The organism is Anaeromicrobium sediminis (assembly GCF_002270055.1).
Taxonomy (GTDB): domain Bacteria; phylum Bacillota; class Clostridia; order Peptostreptococcales; family Thermotaleaceae; genus Anaeromicrobium; species Anaeromicrobium sediminis.
In genome coordinates this window covers 182,898-200,114 of the sequence record NZ_NIBG01000004.1, presented here as the reverse complement: position 1 = coordinate 200,114, position 17,217 = coordinate 182,898, and the positions used below count along the sequence as shown (strand labels likewise).

General features: G+C 31.0%; 16 protein-coding genes and 1 riboswitch. Of the genes, 11 read left to right on the top strand and 5 right to left on the bottom strand.

The window, feature by feature from the left end:
- Nucleotides 1-123: 123 nt before the first annotated feature.
- The 3 genes from CCE28_RS07170 to CCE28_RS07160 all read right to left on the bottom strand — a co-directional run bounded on the left by CCE28_RS07170 (nt 124) and on the right by CCE28_RS07160 (nt 2,539).
- Complete coding sequence (locus CCE28_RS07170; protein ID WP_242972925.1) at nt 124-996, bottom strand: SIR2 family NAD-dependent protein deacylase; 873 nt, start codon at nt 994-996, stop codon at nt 124-126.
- Entirely contained in the window at nt 962-1,783 is an 822-nt protein-coding gene (locus tag CCE28_RS07165) for a protein-ADP-ribose hydrolase (protein WP_095132419.1), read from the bottom strand. Before CCE28_RS07165 ends, CCE28_RS07170 begins: the two co-directional genes overlap by 35 nt.
- Nucleotides 1,784-2,134: 351 nt before the next feature.
- On the bottom strand, nt 2,135-2,539 hold the full coding sequence (locus tag CCE28_RS07160) for a pyridoxamine 5'-phosphate oxidase family protein (protein WP_095132416.1): 405 nt from the start codon (nt 2,537-2,539) through the stop codon (nt 2,135-2,137).
- 204 nt (nt 2,540-2,743) lie between these two features.
- Here CCE28_RS07160 and CCE28_RS07155 point away from each other — a divergent pair, with 204 nt between their 5' ends.
- The 10 genes from CCE28_RS07155 to CCE28_RS07110 all read left to right on the top strand — a co-directional run bounded on the left by CCE28_RS07155 (nt 2,744) and on the right by CCE28_RS07110 (nt 13,271).
- A complete protein-coding gene (locus CCE28_RS07155) occupies nt 2,744-3,067 on the top strand; it encodes a winged helix-turn-helix transcriptional regulator (protein ID WP_095132414.1) in 324 nt (107 codons plus the stop codon).
- A 276-nt stretch (nt 3,068-3,343) separates the two neighbouring features.
- Nucleotides 3,344-3,721, top strand: a complete 378-nt coding sequence (locus tag CCE28_RS07150; RefSeq protein WP_095132412.1) for a VOC family protein — start codon at nt 3,344-3,346, stop codon at nt 3,719-3,721.
- A 219-nt stretch (nt 3,722-3,940) separates the two neighbouring features.
- Nucleotides 3,941-5,395, top strand: coding sequence for a (2Fe-2S)-binding protein (locus CCE28_RS07145; protein ID WP_095132410.1), 1,455 nt, complete (start codon nt 3,941-3,943; stop codon nt 5,393-5,395).
- A gap of 346 nt (nt 5,396-5,741) precedes the next feature.
- A riboswitch (cobalamin riboswitch) is annotated at nt 5,742-5,923 on the top strand.
- A 285-nt stretch (nt 5,924-6,208) separates the two neighbouring features.
- Entirely contained in the window at nt 6,209-7,522 is a 1,314-nt protein-coding gene (locus tag CCE28_RS07140) for an MATE family efflux transporter (protein ID WP_095132408.1), read from the top strand.
- 16 nt (nt 7,523-7,538) lie between these two features.
- Nucleotides 7,539-8,486 (top strand): nickel ABC transporter permease, encoded by a 948-nt coding sequence (gene nikB / locus CCE28_RS07135; RefSeq protein WP_095132406.1) that lies wholly within the window; start codon nt 7,539-7,541, stop codon nt 8,484-8,486.
- The gene (gene nikC, locus CCE28_RS07130; protein WP_095132404.1) at nt 8,479-9,297 is read left to right on the top strand and encodes a nickel transporter permease; all 819 of its coding nucleotides are present in this window, start codon (nt 8,479-8,481) and stop codon (nt 9,295-9,297) included. The genes nikB and nikC overlap by 8 nt, the downstream gene beginning before the upstream one ends.
- A gap of 23 nt (nt 9,298-9,320) precedes the next feature.
- Entirely contained in the window at nt 9,321-10,871 is a 1,551-nt protein-coding gene (locus CCE28_RS07125) for an ABC transporter substrate-binding protein (RefSeq protein ID WP_095132402.1), read from the top strand.
- Between the two features lie 60 nt (nt 10,872-10,931).
- A complete protein-coding gene (locus CCE28_RS07120) occupies nt 10,932-11,717 on the top strand; it encodes an ABC transporter ATP-binding protein (RefSeq protein WP_095132400.1) in 786 nt (261 codons plus the stop codon).
- Between the two features lie 2 nt (nt 11,718-11,719).
- Nucleotides 11,720-12,664, top strand: coding sequence for an ABC transporter ATP-binding protein (locus tag CCE28_RS07115; protein ID WP_095132398.1), 945 nt, complete (start codon nt 11,720-11,722; stop codon nt 12,662-12,664).
- Nucleotides 12,665-12,764: 100 nt separating this feature from the next.
- Nucleotides 12,765-13,271 (top strand): GNAT family N-acetyltransferase, encoded by a 507-nt coding sequence (locus tag CCE28_RS07110; protein WP_095132396.1) that lies wholly within the window; start codon nt 12,765-12,767, stop codon nt 13,269-13,271.
- Between the two features lie 281 nt (nt 13,272-13,552).
- Here the strand turns inward: CCE28_RS07110 and CCE28_RS07105 are convergent, their stop codons facing one another.
- Both CCE28_RS07105 and CCE28_RS07100 read right to left on the bottom strand, forming a co-directional pair.
- A complete protein-coding gene (locus CCE28_RS07105) occupies nt 13,553-14,218 on the bottom strand; it encodes a helix-turn-helix domain-containing protein (RefSeq protein ID WP_095132394.1) in 666 nt (221 codons plus the stop codon).
- A gap of 212 nt (nt 14,219-14,430) precedes the next feature.
- Nucleotides 14,431-15,264, bottom strand: coding sequence for a response regulator transcription factor (locus tag CCE28_RS07100; RefSeq protein ID WP_141228330.1), 834 nt, complete (start codon nt 15,262-15,264; stop codon nt 14,431-14,433).
- Between the two features lie 377 nt (nt 15,265-15,641).
- Here CCE28_RS07100 and CCE28_RS07095 point away from each other — a divergent pair, with 377 nt between their 5' ends.
- Nucleotides 15,642-17,162: a phosphoenolpyruvate carboxykinase (ATP) gene (locus CCE28_RS07095; RefSeq protein ID WP_095132390.1), complete on the top strand. Its 1,521-nt coding sequence runs from the start codon at nt 15,642-15,644 to the stop codon at nt 17,160-17,162.
- Nucleotides 17,163-17,217: the final 55 nt, after the last annotated feature.

Genomic DNA, 17,217 nt, shown 5'->3' with positions numbered 1-17,217 from the left:
GTACTTTGTATATAAATTATGGGCGCATGTCCCTCTTTTGTAAAAGCCACCGTTGCAACATGCCCGGCAAAAGGAATTAATGTTAAATAGCAGACAAGCCCTGCCTCTATCTGAAGATATTCCTTATATTTTCTTAGTCTTAATATCATTTATTACTTTCAGAATGTTGTTACTGATACATAAGCTTTTTGATGATATTTCTTGAGGTACTTCAGGGTAGTCCATATTTATTCGAATAAGGACTGCGTTGGGGTGTCTTGATGTGATTCTTTCAAAAGGCCAACGAATGATAACAGGTGTATTAAAGCCTACACCCAATTCTATAAGTACTAATTTACCATTCATTGAGTTATTTACAAAATCTATATAATCATTTTGATTTTTCATATGTGGAGCTTCCACAAAGGTATTATCAACCCGAAGGTTTTTTGTCATATATGATCCACACTTAGGGCAGTGTGGAATATCATCTTCTTGCACAGCAAACTCATCATTATTCATATTTGAAATCATTTTATCAATAAATATCCTGTTATGAAAAAGTTCATAACAGCAAGGCTTTTCACATTGAAAAAGACCGTAATCACCTTGAGGTGCAAATATCTTTTCTTTATTAAATCCAGCCTTAATAAATTGACCATCTACGTTAGTTGTTATAATAAAATGGTTTTTGCTTTTTAGTACCTCAAATAGATACAGATAGGGTTTTAGTGCCGGGACCTCATAGCGTATTTTATTAATATGATTGGACCAATAAGCCCAAAAATTTCTCCTGTTTAAATCATCTGCACTCCAATATAGAGAAATTGCCTCTGCTATGGTATTGATACCAAGCTCTGAAAGCTTTGGAAACCACTCCTTGAATAACTTGCTGTCACCATAATTTAGACCACCAGATGCTGAAAGGCCAGCACCAGCGCCTACAAGTATATAATCAGCCTCTTTGATAAACTTAACTGCTTTAGTTATATTCTCTAAATAATCTGGCATACTCATTATAATCCTCCCTCGTAAAAACATTAAAAATGATTCTATCAAATCTATTGGGATTTACTTTAAGCCAATTGCATACTGTTTCTACCGCAATTTTTGAAGCTATATTCTTTGGAAATCTAAATTCGCCAGTAGAAATACAGCAGAAGGCAACTGTCTTAATGACATCATATTCACTAGCTTTTTCAAGACAGGAGGTATAACATGATGCAAGTAGCCTACAATCCTCCTCTGATAGATTGTCATATATTATAGGGCCAACAGTATGGAGTACATATTTACTTGGAAGATTATAAGCCTTTGTAATTTTTGCATGACCGGTAGGCTCATCAAAGCCTTGCTTTTCCATAATCTCATTACATTCAAGCCTTAACTCTATACCGGCGGCAGAGTGTATGGCATTATCTATACATCTATGCAGTGGAACAAAACAGCCAAGCATCTTTGAGTTAGCTGCGTTAACTATTGCATCTACAGCTATTGTAGTAATGTCACCCTGCCATAGAACAAGCTTTGTCAGTAGAGGTGTTTTAGTTTCATTAAAGTCCTCAGCTACAGTGTGTAATTCATATGGATTTACTATATTTTTCTCTTTAGTTTCTTCTAATAAAAAATCATCGTGAAGCTTAAGGATATTAGAATCTATAGGCTGGGGGATTCTTATATTCATTAAGACCCTAAGGAGCCTTCTTTTTTCTATATAATCAGAGGGCATATCCATAATTTTCATTTCATTATTTTCAGCAATGAAATATGATAACAATTTATTTAAAAGTGTTTCTTTTTTCATAATATACTCCTTTCGTTATGTGGAAAATCCCAAGAAAGTAGTAATACTTCCTTATTGGGATTAAAAGTAAAAAGTATTATTCTAATATCTTAGTCGGAGCACCTGAAAGACTTGTAATTGAACTACGTTCTCCATTTGAAACACACTTAAATATAATCTTTTGTAGCTACTGTATTTTCCTCCTTAAAACATGGAGGCTCACTTATCTCAACATTTTATAATAGAATCTATTGGATTCCATATAAACAAAACTATTAATGAAATAAGAATATTTAAGCTTAAATTAATAAGTCCTGGGTGTATGAAAACATTCAGGACTTATTTCCATATTTTCATTTATCTATAGTATGACTAAAGAGTATATTCTACAGGAGGATTCCCAGAAAAGTCAGCCATAACTGCCTGTGCATCCTCTAGATAGAAAATTTCAAAGATTGGATTTTCTGGTGTTTGGTATAGAGATTTTACAAGCTCACTGCTTTCAAGTACAGCCTTCTTAATTTCTATATCAGTGGAGAATACAGCTTTTCCACTAAGTCTGATCCATGCAAATGTTGGGCTTGAAGTTGTAATCTCAACATATGGGAACTCTTTAAGTTGTGCAAAAACATCCTTTTCATTACTAGTACAGAAATATAACTTTCCATCTTTCTCAAGCATAAATTGGAAAGGACGCACCTTAGGTTTACCATCTAATCCAATTGTTGCAAAGTATTGTACTGGGTTTTCACTTAAAAATTTTACTACTCCATTCATATTCAACATCTCCTTATAAAAGTTATAGATTATTTAATACATTTTGAAATATTTAAAAGTAATAATGAATTTTCTATTCAATTACCTTGGGTTAATTTGATTTATAGTGGCCACGTGTATATAATAAATCCTATAGTAGACTAGTGCAAGTAAGCACTTGAAAGTGCTATAGATACCTACAGGTAACTAATAGGAGGTGATTTTGTGAAGAAAGAATTACCACTTTGTCCAGTTGAAACAACTCTCACACTTATAGGAGATAAGTGGAAGGTATTAATATTAAGAGACCTCATAAATGGAACTAAGCGTTTTGGAGAATTAAAAAAATCCATAGGGTCAATTAGTCAAAAAGTTCTTACTCAACAACTACGGTCTATGGAAGAAGATGGGCTTGTTGAGAGAAAAGTCTATGCTGAAGTGCCGCCAAGGGTTGAATACTCTCTAACAGAAACAGGAAGTAGTCTTAAACCAATACTCGATTCTATGTGCATATGGGGAGAAAAGTACAAAGAGCAGATTAACGGATGAAAACAAAAAACAATTATTTAAAACAACACCCTTATATTTTACCTAGCATATGGTGATATTTGGGTGTTTTTTAATTATTGATATATTCCCTATTAGCATTAAAAGGTTTCGTTATGATTGTTTTTGGTATAGGAATAACATTACGAAATTGAAGAAAGAATTATATAATAAGGGTAGTTTCTTAGTGTAGGAAGGTAATTTTATGGACTATGGTGTTCTGTCATCGGTGACAGTATTATTAGTTTTAATTTCAACATATATTGGGAGGAATAATCTATGTTTAAACGAATCGATCATGTAGCATTTATTGTTAAGGATAGAGCTAAATCTATAAATTTTTACGAAGAACATTTTGGGTTCAAAAAATATTATGAACATGATGTGCCTGTACCCACAGTAGAAAAAATAGTTTATCTTAAACTAGGCGATACCACTTTAGAGTTGATACATGTGTCCACTGGTTCAACAAATAAAGGATTTCATTTCTGTCTTGAGAGCGATAACTTTGACGAGGATTATACCCGTCTAATAAATGCTGGTATTCCTGTTGATACTGAACCTCACCCTGTTGGAGCAAGAGAGGCAAGAGAAGAAGGTTGGCGTAGAGTAGTATTTGTGGGTCCTGACGGAGAATTGATAGAATTTAGAGGATAAAAACTTAGGGCATAGTTAAATAGAAATGTTCTTAAAATACTATATAATGGAACCTTATATTAAGGTTCCATTAAAAAACTTATATATAATATTATTTTTAAATACGGCCTTAATTTAAATAATACTTTAGATGTACTATAAATAATATAATTAGGTGTTGTTGGTGGTTATGATGAAATGAAATTTTACAGTACAATCGGTGAAATATAAGGAGATAATATGGGCAAGGTAGAAAAGATTAAGTTTAGAAATAGGAAAAAAAATAAAGGTTTCGAAATTATATCCTTGAAAAGTTTTTTTGAATCTGCAAATACTTCTTTCATAAAGAAGCATTTTCGTACTGATTTTTACAACTTGATTTTTGTTACTGAAGGTAAATGTATTCATGAAATTGATTTTTTAGAATATACCATTGGACCAGGTGAAATCTTAATTATCTCAAAGGACCGTGTTCATAGCTATAGTGAGTTTCATAATTTAGAAGGGTATTTAATTATGTTTACAGAGGGATTTCTATGTGAATTTTTAAGTAATAATACTTCTGAAGTAAAAGATTTGTTTAAGCAAAGCTATTTGAATCCCCATGTGAATTTTATAGATGTACATGCTTCAACCTTAACAAAACTTTTAGATATAATACATGGTATGTACACAAATACTGATAGCATTATAAATTATGAAGTGATGGCTTCAGCTTTCAGAACTTTTGCCCTATTAATACTGAACAGTATCTTAGGAGAAGAGGCTTCAAGACAGATAAAAAATGAAATTTTTATACAGTTCACTGAATTAGTGGAAGAATATATTCATAAAGAGAAAACTGTAGAAGGCTATGCTAATATGATGCATGTTTCTAAAAAAACAGTTAACTTAATGACACGGAAAGCTATTGATATGTCCGCAAAGCAATATATTATTCAACAACTTATTTTTAAAATAAAACTTAAACTATGTTTTGAACAAAAGAGTATCAGTGAAATTGCCAATGAATTAGGTTTTACAGAATCATCTAATATGACAAGGTTTTTTAAAAAATATACAGGCATTAGTCCTAGAGAATTTAGAAGTGTGAATTGTAAAGGTAATAATAACTGGACAAGGAGTGAGAGTATGGATTTAAATGCTATAAAAGAAGCTATTGAAACAAAGGTATATCATATCACTACCGATACAAAAGTTCCTCTCCATGAACATGCAACTCAAGATGAAGTATTTTATTGCATAAAGGGTTCAGGGTTTGGCGTATTAGCAGATGGGGAAGTAGAGTTAAAGGTAGGAGATGTATTTATTGCTCCTGCTGGAACAATGCATTCTATGAGAACTGATGGAGATCTTTATGTAACGGCTGTTCTTATACCTGTAAATAGAATTATTTGCCACTGTAAACAAGTGAGTTATGGTGATATTAGGAAAGCAATGGTTGGTGGTGCTCGTACTATAGAGGAAATACAAGAAATTACAGGAGCAGGAACAGGTTGCGGTAATTGTATTAAAGATATAAAAAAAATATTAGCATTAGCCTGTGGGTGCAAAATGGTTTCTATGGAAGCCGTAGTTGATGCAGTTAAAGATGGGGCAGATACAGTTGAAAAAGTTGGAGAAGTAACAGGAGCAGGAACTGATTGTGGAAAATGTAAAGCTCTAATACAAAATATAATTGATACAAAGAAGTAATTTAACAACAAACTTCTAGAGAATATTATGTATGATAGAAAGGTAGCACTGATTAAAATCAATGCTATCTTTTATTAATTTAGTCAAGAAATTAATAAAAGATAAATAAATACTCAAAAGAGTTTAAATTAAAAGCTGTACAGATGTACTTAAGTGGTGGCTATGGAATAAGGATTTATTATTTGAATAAGAGAACAGATAAATTCTATTGCATTTTGGATATAACATTTATATAATTATAAATGGAATATTTAAATATGTATTAAAGTAATTTATGAAAAAGGAATTTGGGTGGATTACTCTAAAAGATGAATCTTCTAGAAGGACTACTCTGATAATATCTAAAATTAAATACTTATGTTAAGGTGCCTTGTAAGAAAAGGAGAATAGGGAAGTCGGTGAAAATCCGACACGGACCCACCACTGTAAGTAGGGACGAATTCTAAAACGCCACTGGATAAATATCTGGGAAGGGTAGAATGAGATTGAACTACAAGTCAGGAGACCTGCCTTAAATGATAATAAGGTTAGACGAAAGGGGATAAATTTCGGTCTAGTTATTTTAAAGTTACTTTTTTAGATGGGAAAAGAGTCTCTTAGCGTTTGCTAAGAGACTTTATTATTTTCACTAATTATCTTTATGGAAAATCACCATGATGAAACTTAAGTATATAAAGCTAAAAAGGGTGATTTTAAAAACCATTCTAAAGTACATTTTAGACTTACATCAATAGGCTTTTTGAGAACTTAGGTTTAATGTGCTTAAGGGTTATAGGCCTAATAAAAATAACATTATAAATTGTGAGGAAATCTATGAACTATAAAGAATATTTATCTCTGGCAATACCTTTTATTATATCCACTGTAACCCAACCTCTTTTAGGGGCAGTAGATACGGCTGTCATTGGCAGACTAGAGCATCCATCATACATTGGAGGAGTTGCAATTGGAGCGGTTATATTTAATACCTTGTATTGGCTATTTGGATTTTTAAGAGTTAGTACTTCGGGATTTTCTGCACAGTCACTAGGTAGCCAGCATGAAAAAGATAGTTATTATGCTTATTTTAGACCCGTTTTGATAGCACTTATTATAAGTAGTGTGTTTATTATATTACAAGTTTTTATTAGAAATATAGCTATGTACATATATAATCCAGAACCTGATGTTGTCATTCATGCTATTACGTATTTTAAGATACTCATTTGGGGTGCTCCCTGTGTCCTTATAGGATATGTAAATCTAGGGTGGTTGATGGGAAGAAAATATGTAAAGGAAACATTGTTTTTACAAGTTTCTACAAATGTTCTAAACATTATCCTAGATATAGTTTTTGTAATGTTTCTGAAGATGGGTATAGCAGGCGTAGCCTATGCTACACTTATTTCTCAGTTTTATGGATTTATAATAGGAAACTATATTATATCCACAAAGATAAACATGTTTAAAATATTAAATTATAAAAGTGAACTTTTAGATAAGGTTGCAATCAAAAAAATAATGGGGGTGAATGCTGACCTTATGATAAGAACAGTTTGCCTTTTAATCATGACTAATATGTTTATCGCTAAGGGTACTGAGTTAGGAACAGTTATACTGGCAGCTAATGCAGTATTATATCAAATACAATATATTATATCCTATATATATGATGGGCTGTCTAATGCCTCAAGTATTTTTGCTGGTAAATGTGTTGGGGAGAATAATGTAAAAGAATATAAAGACGTGATATCTATTTCAAATGTGTGTACGGTAGTACTAAGCATAATTTTGTCTGCTTTTATTATACTTTTTAAAGATCATATTATAAGTATCTTTACAAATTTAGAGGATGTTATTTCTCTATGTAAGGAATATGTTATATGGTTAGCGGTATTCCCTTTTGTCATCGGTATCGGAATGGTCTATTATGGAATTTTCACTGGGAGTACCTATACGGCTCCTATTAGAAATTCAATGGTTATATCACTACTAGTATTTATTACTGGATATTTTACTGCTATACCAGAGTATAAAAATCATGGCTTATGGCTTGCATTTATACTATTTAGTCTTACTAGAAGTGTGATTCTTTTTTTATACAAAAAACAGTTATTAAATAAAGTATTTATTATTGAAAATAATTAAGTGGTGGGTTGATATTATGAAAAGTTATTTATTTAGAAGAATTCTACAACTTTTAATTGTTATGCTCTTGGCATCATTTTTGACCTTTAGTCTTACCTATATTAGCCCTAGTGATCCAGCTGAGATGATGCTTACATCTCATGATATTATTCCTACAAAAGAATTACTAGAAAAGACAAGGGAGGAAATGGGACTGAATGATCCTTTTATAGTTCAGTATGGAAATTGGCTTAAGGATTTGCTAACTGGGGACTTGGGATATTCCTACTCCACTAGGGAATCAGTTGCAGATATTTTATCACAAAGAATTTCAATGACTGTAAGATTAGCAGTTGTTGCATTATTATTTTTGATTGCTTTTTCACTAACCTTAGGTATCTTATCGGCGATTAAAAAGAATAAACTATTAGATTATATTATAAGAGGAATTTCTTTTGTAGGAATATCAATTCCAGCTTTTTGGTTAGGGCTTATATTGATTTATATATTTGTTGTAAAGCTTCATTGGTTTAAGATAACAGATCAATACTCTCTAAAAAGTGTAATTTTACCAGCTTTGACCTTATCAATCCCCTTGATGGGAAGGTATATAAGACAAATTAGGGCAGCTATATTGGAAGAATACACACAAGACTACGTGATAGGTGCTAGAGCTAGGGGCATAAGAGAAAGTGAAATAATTATTAAACATATTTTGCCCAATGCACTTTTAGGAGTAATTACACTCTTGGGGTTATCCATTGCACTCCTTTTAGGGGGAACTGTTATAGTAGAAAATATTTTTTCTTGGCCTGGACTAGGGTCCATGGCATTACAAGCTATAACATATAGGGATTATCCTTTGCTACAGTCTTATGTTATTTTTATGGCATTAATATATGTTAGTATCAACTTTATAGTAGATATCATTACTCAAGCTCTTGATCCAAGGGTTAGTATAAAGGGGGAAACTATAAATGAATAATAAAAATACAAAAAAAGTTGTTTTTATTATTACATTGTCTATAGCTATATTAACTATCTTGTTAGCTATTATAGCTCCTATATTTGCTCCAAATGACCCATTGGCAACAGACTTTGCACATATTTTAGAGGAACCTAACAATAAGTACCCCTTTGGTACGGATCAAGTAGGTAGGTGTATATATTCTAGAATACTCTATGGTGCCAAAGTTTCTCTTGGAATGACTTTTTGGCTTTTAAGTCTTGTTTTCATATTGGGGTTAGTAATTGGTATAATTTCTGGCACATATGGGGGATTTATAGATACCATTATAATGAGAACAGCAGACACAGTACTTGCATTTCCAGACATAGTTTTTGCTATTGCTATAGTAGGAATATTAGGGCCAGGTATGAGGAATACGATACTAGCTTTATCGGTAATTTGGTGGACAAAATATGCTAGGCTCACAAGGGTTTTGGTGATGGGCGTTAAAAACAGTGAATATATACATGCAGCAAAAATGGCAGGTGTAGGAAAACTAAAGCTTATAATTCGTTATATACTTCCTAACATTATGTCACCATTAGTAGTACAGCTTGCTTTAGATATTGGAGGTATGATGTTAGCCTTGGCAGGACTATCCTTTTTAGGATTAGGGGTACAATCGCCAACGCCGGAATGGGGTAATATGCTTAATGAGGGGAGATCATATATTCAAACGGCACCCTGGTTATTAATATATCCAGGAGTAGCAATATTTATTGTAGTAGCAATATTTAATATTTTGGGAGACAGTGTAAGAGATTTACTTGATCCCAAGCATATATAAAAAATTATAAGGAGTGTATAAAAATGAAAAAGATTCTAATATTTCTAATGGTTCTTTCATTATGCCTTGTAGCAGTTGGTTGTAATGGACCAGATGAATCTCAACAGGCAGATAATTCTAATTTAGAGGAAACTAAGACCTTAAATATGGCGGTATTCTGGCTAGATCCTAATCTTGAGCCTACACAAGGCTGGAATGGATGGACCTTAGCCCGTTGCGGAATAGGTGAGAACCTTGTTCAGATTGATGAAAATCTAAATTTTAAACCTGTCATAGCAGAATCCTATGAACAAATTGATGACATTACTACTGTTTTCAATATAAGAGAGGGTATGAAATTTCACAATGGTAATCCAGTAAATGCTGAAGCCTGCAAAGCATCTATAGAGAGAGCTTTAAAAATATCTGATAGAGATGAATTGAAATTTTCTGTAGAAGCTATTACGGCTGAAGGTGAAAAACTAATCATAAAGACAACTAAACCAGAACCAACTTTAATTAGCAAATTAGCTGATCCTGTTTATATAATAGTGGATGTATCAGCAGCTGATGATGAAAACTTCAAGTTTAAGCCAATTGCTACTGGTGCATTTAAAGTTGTTGATTTTAATCCTGATTTAGGGATGACGCTGGAGAAACATAAAGAGCATTGGAGCGGAGATATTGGAGTAGATCTGGTTAATGTTAAGTATATACAGGATGGGACTACCCGTACCATGGCTTTACAATCGGGAGAAATTGATCTTGCTACTCAAATAGGAGCTAAGGATTTAAATATATTTGAAAATAATGATGAGTTTGTAGTACAGAAAGGACCAAATCTTCGTATATTTCTATTAAGACTAAATATGGACAAGCCATATATGAAGAGCTTAGCATTTAGACAAGCACTTTGTTATGGTATGGATAAAGAAACATATGCCACTAAGATAGTTAATGGTGTGCCTGCAAAGGGACCATTTAATGATATGCTTCCATTTGGATATAAGGGTGAAGACTATTATTCATATAACCCTGGTAAAGCAAAGGAACTACTTGATAAAGCTGGATTCATTGATAGGGATGGCGACGGTATAAGAGAAATAGATGGAGAAAATATTATATTAAAATATATTTCTAGAACTAACCACGGTGGTGATGCTAATAATATAGGTACAGCGATGCAATCCCAATATAAAGAAATAGGAATAGGTATGGAAGTAATTCAAGTTGAAAATTATTCTAATATGGCACAGTCAGGGGATTTTGATATGATATGGGAAAGATGGACCTCTGCACCGACAGCAGATCCGGAGTATTTCCTAGAAGCTAGTTATAAAACAGGGAGTGTAGGAAACTTTGGTAAATATAGCAATGAAGAGCTTGATAACATCTGCCGTGAGTTAGGTAATACCTTTGATAAGGAGCGTAGGCAAAAGCTAGGAATTGAAGGTTCTGAGATTCTTATGAAAGATGTAGCTTCCCTATTCTTATATTATCAAGAAGGGACAGTTGTAACAAGAAAAAAAGTAGATGGCATACATAGATTTATATCAGAAATATATTATATAGACGATAGAGTAAAGGTAAAATAATTGTTTGAAACTATAAGATAAATATTGATCATTTTATAACCAGAACGAGGTCAAAAATATATGAATAAATTACTTGAAGTTAAAAAGCTCTCAATTAAATATAATAGTGAAGGAAATATCCTTAATAACATTAATTTTGATATTGGACATAAAGAGATTGTTGGTATTGTAGGAGAAAGTGGAAGTGGAAAGACAACTTTAGTAAGAACTATGATTAATTTATTATCTCCCGGTGCTAAAGTAGTTTCTGGAGAAATTATGTTTCAAGGTAAAAACATCATAGAATACAATAAGGAGCAGTGGAGAAATTTTCGTGGCAATGAAGTTGCTATGATTTTTCAAAATCCTAGTTCATATCTCAATCCTATTCTAAAGATAGGTAAACAATTTGTAGAGAGTATTAGGAACCATAGAGATATATCAAAGGTTGAGGCAATTAAAAAGGCTAAAGATACCCTTGAAAAAATGCATCTTGTTGATGTAGATAGAGTTATGAATTCTTATCCCTTCCAATTAAGTGGAGGAATGAAACAAAGAGTTGCCATTGCCATGGCCATTGCCATGGAGCCAAAGCTTATTTTAGCCGATGAGCCAACAAGTGCTCTCGATGTAATAACACAAACACAGATAGCCAATGAACTTATGGATCTTAGAGATAAATTTCATACTAGTATTATCTTGGTTACTCATAATATAGGCTGTGCAGCATACATGGCAGATAGGATTATGGTTATGAAAAATGGTAAAGTAGTTGAGTATGACAGTAAGTCAAAGGTCATAATGAACCCTGAAATGGAATATACAAGAGAATTATTGGCTGCTATACCTGAATTGAAAGGATTTTAATAATGAAAGAAAATACAATTCTTGAGTTGAAAGATATACATAAAAATTTCAGGGATAATACCGGTAAGACATTCAAGGCTGTTAATAATGTAAGTCTTACCTTAGAAAAGGGAGAATGTGTAGGAATAGTTGGAGAAAGTGGCTGTGGGAAAAGCACTATTGCAAGGATAATATCCCATTTAATAGAATCCTCTGAAGGTAAAGTGATTTTTAAGGGGGAGGATATTACATCTTTAAAAAATAAGTCACTTAAAGAGTATTATAAAAGTGTACAAATGATATTTCAAGATCCTTTAAGCACATTTAGCCCAAGAATGAAGATAGGATCATATTTAATCGAACCCTTTATAAATTTTAATATGATGAATAAAAAAAGAGCATGGGAATATGCTAAGGAACTGCTTGAGATTGTAGGGCTTAATAAGGATTATATGAATAAATATCCTAATGAATTAAGTGGTGGTCAACTACAAAGGGTTGTAATTGCTAGAGCAATAGGTTTAAAACCTGATATCATCATTTGTGATGAATGCACATCTGCCCTGGATGTTTCTATACAACAACAAATTATCAGGCTTTTATTGGAAATCAGAGAGAAGACGAACTTCTCTAGTATTTTTATAACTCATGATCTAGCATTAGCAGAAAGTATATGTGATAAAATATATGTTATGTATTTAGGAGAAATCGTTGAAATTATAGAAGGTCAAAATATTGTAAAGAATGCAAAACATCCATATACTAAAATGCTACTTGATTCAGTGTTTTCAGTAAAAAACTTTCATAAAAAGATGAATTGTACTGGATTGAAAATGACTGGTTCTAAAAATAAAAAAGGTTGTATATTTAGTCCTCGTTGTCCCAATGCATCTGAAATTTGTTATGAAAAAACTCCTGAATTTAAAGTAAATAATGGTGGTTGTAGAGTTTTGTGCCATACATGCTGAAAGAAAAGTGAAACTTGACATATAGTTATAGAAACTACTGTAGAACTTGTAAAGAGATGTTTTCTTGTGGAATATAACTTGAAATTAATGGGAGGATTTTATGGTAGATCAGATTAATATTAGAAATATAAGTACAGAAGAAGTGCCTATTGCTCAAGAATTTTTATTCAAAATGGTAAAAAAATTATATAACTGTGAAGAAAATCCACTGTACCATAATGACATTATAAACATGAAGGAATTTTATATAAATGAAAAAAGAAAGACTATTATAGGTGCTTTTGATAAAGAAAATCATCTAGTTGGAACTATAGCAGTGAAACAATTTATAGATAGATTTGATTCTATAAAGGGCATATATAGGGAATATACAACAGCAGAACTAGGGAGATGCTATATAAATGAAGATTTAAGAAGAAAAGGAATAGGATCTCTTTTATTTGATAATATAGTTCAGTTTTGTAAAGAGAGTGGCTATGAGAAGATCTACTTACATACCCATAAGCATCTTCCAGGAGGCTTTGATTTTTGGAAAAAGAAAGGGTTTTTAATTACAGTAGAAGATGATGATGAAGAAGAAACAGTGCATATGGAGAAATCTATTTAAATGGTGGGGTATACCCACGAGTATCTAATAAAGATAAATGATTTACATATCTAAAACGAGCTACTCTATAGTATGATAGATGTAGCTCATTTTAGTATTACTATTGTTTAAATCTATGGATATTTTAGTTTCATTTCTATTAAGGCTTGTACTTTTTTACTCACCAGGAAATTGGGGAAAATTACTATAATTATTAAAACTTTAGTTAAAAGGCAGGTACTCCAAAGCCTTTCTAATATAAGAATACTATCGTTATTTTACTATATTTTTAAATAATCATATTATATGGAAAATTCATTTTTGATAATTTTTCCTAAAATCTTTACCTTGCTCATAGCAACAGTGGTAGCAGAACTATCATTTGTACATTTTAATAGTGTCACCTTTTTGTTGGATTCCTTTGTTAGCTGTCGAACCATTTTACTTCCGTCCATTTCAAATAAATATATACAGTGGTTTTGTATATCTTTAGTTACAAGGGCAGTCAACACATCACCTTTTTTTATTCTGAAGGCTTTCATATCGTTATTTGAACATTTTACAAACATTATTTTATCTGGATGATGACCTTCAATTTTTTTACTTATTATAGGCAAGTCTTTATAGCCCACAATCTTGTTATTATATAGATCATATATTGGATATTTCTTAATAACTCCTGCCAAGGCGTCAGCCCAAGTTTGGTTTGGCTCAACGGGAATTGTTCCCTGAGGCATGATTGCTTTAGTTTTCTTAGGTTTTTCTACAACCCTCTCTTCTGTAACAAATTCTTCTTTAGTTCCTAAGGCATTTAAAATCTTATCAGCAACACTTTCATTCACAATTTTCTTACCTGATTCAACTTGTATTATATAGTTAATTGACAACCCACATTTTTTAGCCAGCTGCTTTTCAGTTAATCCAGCTGATATTCTGGATTCTTTTATTTTTGCCGCAAGTCTGTTCATTAATATCACCTCTAGTGTTTTGAATTATTTCAATCTACAATCAAATAGAATTGTATATATTAAAATTATACTAAATATACCCAAATAGATAAACGTCTAATTCATTTCATTAAAACAAAATCACCAGACTAAATATTTTTCTCGGAAAAATAATTTATAATAAAAAAGCCTTAGTTAAATTCTACTTTAGAACTAACCAAGACTTAAAAAATTTAATCATCCATTATTTTTTTTAACATTTGATTTCTACTAGAAATATCAGTTTTTTTAAAGATATTATAAATATGTATCTTTACAGTTCCTTCTGCAATATGAAGCTTACTACTAATTTCTTTATTTGAATATCCATCTATAATTAATTCTATAATTTCTCTTTGTCTACTTGTTAAAGAGTATTTTATACAAAATTCCTTCAACTTTTCGTCCGTACTTTTTTTATCAAATAGTTTTTCAAAGGTACTGTATAGACTCTTTATTCCAATTATACAAATGAAAAGCTTTATAATATCAAAGGATATGAACCTATATTCTAATGCTATGAGGTTTACATATGAATTGCTGAAAGCCTTTATATAATAAATAATACTCTCTATAATGCCTAAAATGTTTAATGTAATAATAGTCCATAGAAAAATTTTATATATTTTTGATATTTTTTCATTAAATTTATTAGAGGAATTATTAATATGTTTATACATTCTAAAGGCCATATAAGAAAGGGCTGTGAAAAAAGAAATAAAAATTAATACGTCACTAACTTCATGTGGAGCAAAAATACTTAGTATGGATAAAATAACAGGTAATACTATACAAATCTGTTTTTCCCTAATTGTAAATTTATCATTAAATACCTCTAAAATAATTAGTCTAGTAGTTAATATAATTCCTAAATATATGGAGTCAATAATTATATAAAGTATATGACTAGTTTCATATAATAAATAAAAACCCTCTGAAAATTCAGATATATAAATTATAGAATTATCTATTATAAGTAGGAAATATAGTAATGCTAGAAATAAAAATTCTTTTTTTCTGTTTTTCATATAAATAATATAAAAGCCTGTAAAATCTATTGCAAAAAAAATTGTTAAAACTATGTTGTATACGAAGAGTAAATTATCCAATAAAAGTCACCCCTATAATCCTTTACATTAGACATATTTTATCACATAGGGATAAACCAATCAATTTATGGAGATCAAACATTCAAATATACAAATTATTTTAAGTTATTTATCTACTTCCACACTTAATTTATTTAAGTAATTATTAAAGAAAAGTTTATTTTGAAAAGTATATATTAAATATACTTTTTTTTATTTTTTATTATAGAAAAACGCTATACAAATCTTCAAAAGATGATATATTGTATGTTGTAAATACGAAATAGTATAACACATATAACGATGGAGGGCTATTAATGACATACTTAATAAATGATAAACTGTTTAAAAACGTAATGATAAATCCTAATGTTAATGAATTGAGAAAAATGAGTAAACATATGGAAACTACAACAGAATTCAACAGTCCATGTTATGTGACTGAAGTAAGAAATAGAAGTGCAAAGAATACTTATATTGTAGATGATATATCCTTAGGCGTAGATCAACAAGGGATTAGTAGAGATAAAGCAGACAAGATTGTTAAGGAAGTTAAAAATTACTTAAAAAATAAAGAAGTAGTTAGAATAGATAGAAAAATGGGAATGGATGATAGATTTTCTTTTAATTGTAGACTTTATATAACTAAGGAATATAGTAGGATAGCCTACATGTGGAATAACACTTTATTTGATCCTATAGATACAGAAAATCCTGATTTCGTTAGTATATATGTTCCAGAGTGGCCAGAAAGAATTATGATAGCATATCCGGAAGAGGGGATAACTTTCATATTAGGTAGTGATTATTTTGGTGAATCTAAAAAGTCTTTCTTAAGAATGGCTATGCATAAAGTAAAAAATATGGGTGGACTAGGATTACATGCAGGTAGTAAAGTGTTAAGAGTAAAAGATAAAAATGAAAACTTGAAAGATGTAGGATTTATAATGTTTGGATTAAGTGGAACAGGTAAAACTACTCTTACAATACATGATCATGGCCTTAGTGGAGAAGAAAAGGCTATTATAAGACAAGATGATGTTATTTTTATGGATCAAAATGGATATTGTGCAGGAAGTGAAAATGGATTTTTTATAAAGACTGAAGGCCTTGATGAAGGACAGAAAGTTTTATATACAGCAGCTACAAGCGAAAATTCAATATTTGAAAACGTAAAAATAAATGAAAATGGAAAAGTAGATTTTGATGATACAACTCTTACATCTAATGGTAGGGGAGTAGTTTTAAGAAATGAAATAGAGAATACAGATAATAGTGTAGACCTTGAAAAAGCAAACAAAATCATATTTATAACAAGAAGGAATGATATAATTCCTCCTGTTATGAAATTAAATGCGTCACAAGCTGTTACAGCATTTATGCTTGGAGAGTCAATAGAAACTTCAGCTGGAGATCCTACAAAAGCAGGACAATCAAAAAGATGTGTAGGAACTAACCCTTTTATAATAGGGCCTGAGGCTGAGGAAGGATATAGATTACATGAAATATTAAAAAGAAATCCAGATATGGAGTGTTTTATATTAAATACAGGTAGTGTTGGGGCTAAAGAAGACCATAAGGGAGAAAAAATAACTATTAAAGTTTCAACTACTATAATGAAAGAGATAGCAAAAGATAACATTAAGTGGGAAGCTGATAAGGAATGGGGATATCTGTTACCAAAGCATGTAGAAGGGATAGATATTAAAAAATATAATCCAAGAAATCATTATACAGAAGAAGAATATCGTGTAATAGCTAATAAATTAAGAGTAGAAAGAGAACAGTGGCTTACTAAATTTGAAAATGCAAATAAAGAGGTAGCAATTGCTATATAGTAGGCAATTGGAACAGTTAATCGTAGCTATTGAATAAGAATTTAAATTTCACATA